This window comes from Ensifer sp. SSB1, assembly GCF_016652895.1.
Lineage (GTDB): Bacteria > Pseudomonadota > Alphaproteobacteria > Rhizobiales > Rhizobiaceae > Ensifer.
The window spans coordinates 6,399-7,959 of sequence record NZ_JAEPRP010000248.1 but is presented as its reverse complement, the minus strand read 5'-3'; the positions used below and the strand labels follow the sequence as shown (position 1 = coordinate 7,959).

Annotated in this window: 4 protein-coding genes; all 4 read left to right on the top strand. The window is 59.8% G+C overall.

The window, feature by feature from the left end; all coding sequences use genetic code 11:
• On the top strand, positions 1-221 hold a 221-nt coding region (locus I8N66_RS34555; RefSeq protein ID WP_291164193.1), incomplete at its 5' end, for an ArsC/Spx/MgsR family protein.
• Positions 196-924 carry an arsenical resistance protein ArsH gene (arsH, locus tag I8N66_RS34550; RefSeq protein WP_291164208.1) on the top strand — a complete coding sequence of 243 codons (729 nt, stop codon included), beginning with the start codon at positions 196-198 and terminating at the stop codon, positions 922-924. The genes I8N66_RS34555 and arsH, both read left to right, overlap by 26 nt.
• Positions 925-1,160: 236 nt before the next feature.
• Positions 1,161-1,388, top strand: a complete 228-nt coding sequence (locus tag I8N66_RS34545; protein ID WP_291164205.1) for a GDCCVxC domain-containing (seleno)protein — start codon at positions 1,161-1,163, stop codon at positions 1,386-1,388.
• 102 nt (positions 1,389-1,490) lie between these two features.
• Positions 1,491-1,561 (top strand): DUF6494 family protein (locus tag I8N66_RS34540; RefSeq protein ID WP_291164202.1); only part of this gene is annotated, 71 nt, incomplete at its 3' end.

The following is a 1,561-nucleotide window of genomic DNA, read 5'->3' as shown; positions in this document are numbered from 1 at the left end:
TTGGACTCGACGACCCGAAGCTGACGGACGACCAGCTGCTCGACGCCATGCTGAAGGACCCGATCCTCATCAATCGTCCGTTCGTCGTCACGCCACTCGGCACCAGGCTTGCACGACCCTCCGAGGCCGTGCTCGACATTCTGCCGGACGCCTTCAAGGGAGCCTTCTTCAAGGAAGATGGCGAGCAGGTCCTCGATCAGGAGGGCAAGCGCGTTGTCTGAGACCTTTCCCGCCTTGCAGGAGCGGCATCTTCATCATCCTGACATCGACGCGTTGCGTCCAGCGTTTTCGACGCATAAGCCGCGCATCCTGATCCTCTACGGCTCGCTCCGGGAGGTTTCCTACAGCCGCCTGTTGGCGCACGAAGCCAGACGTCTGCTCGAGCGGTTGGGGTGCGAGGTGCGGATGTTCGATCCGAGGGGGCTGCCGCTTCCCGACGAGGCTCCGGTCAGCCATCCGAAAGTGCAGGAGCTGCGCGACCTGTCGCAATGGTCGGAAGGCCAGGTCTGGGTTAGCCCCGAGCGCCACGGCGCGATGACGGGCATCATGAAGGCCCAGATCGACTGGATTCCCCTGTCGCTGGGATCGATCCGGCCGACGCAAGGCAAGACGCTGGCGATCATGGAAGTCTCCGGTGGCAGCCAGTCCTTCAACGCCCTGAACCAGATGCGCGTGCTCGGCCGCTGGATGCGAATGATCACGATCCCCAACCAGTCGTCCGTCGCCAAGGCCTACCAGGAGTTCGACGCCGACGGCAGAATGAAGCCGTCGTCCTACTACGACCGTGTTGTCGACGTCTGCGAGGAATTGATGAAGTTCACGCTGCTGACACGGGACGCCTCGGTTCACCTGACCGACCGCTACAGCGAGCGGAAGGAGCATGCGGCCGAGTTGGAGAAGCGGGTGTCACTGACGTCGATTTAGTCAAAGGCCATCGGCAATGTTCCGATAGCGGTCATCTTGCAATCGCAATGGCCGCTATTTGGCCAAAGCGAACCAACGCCTTGTCCGCTTATGGCGGCCAATTGCAGCCTTTCGAAAGACTTACCTAGCGCCCATGACGCAAAACTATGCACGAGGCGATATTTCCAATAGGCTATTCAGCAATGGATGACGGGCGTCATCTGAAAGCATCCGTTGGCGAGGCACAAAGAGTGACCATACAGCTTCGATCAACCCTCACCTGTCCGAATTGCGGCCAGCGGGCTACGGAAACGATGCCCACCGACGCCTGTCAGTTTTTCTATGATTGCAATGGATGCGGTACGATGCTCCGGCCAAAATCCGGGGACTGCTGTGTGTTCTGTTCCTTTGGCGACGTGCCTTGCCCGCCAATCCAGGAGGCCAGACGTAACAACGGAGCCGCAAGTTGTTGCGTCGGCTCCTAAAGTGGGATGAGAGGCAAGGCTGACATCCCGTCCCTATTGGCGCATTCCGGGCGATAGACGAGCGCCCACGCTGCTCCCTCACGGACGCCGAGGAGTTCCACGATGAGCGAAGACGCCTTCAACATGTCGATCCGCAAATTCCTGAAAGAAGTCGGTGTCACCTCGCAGCGTAA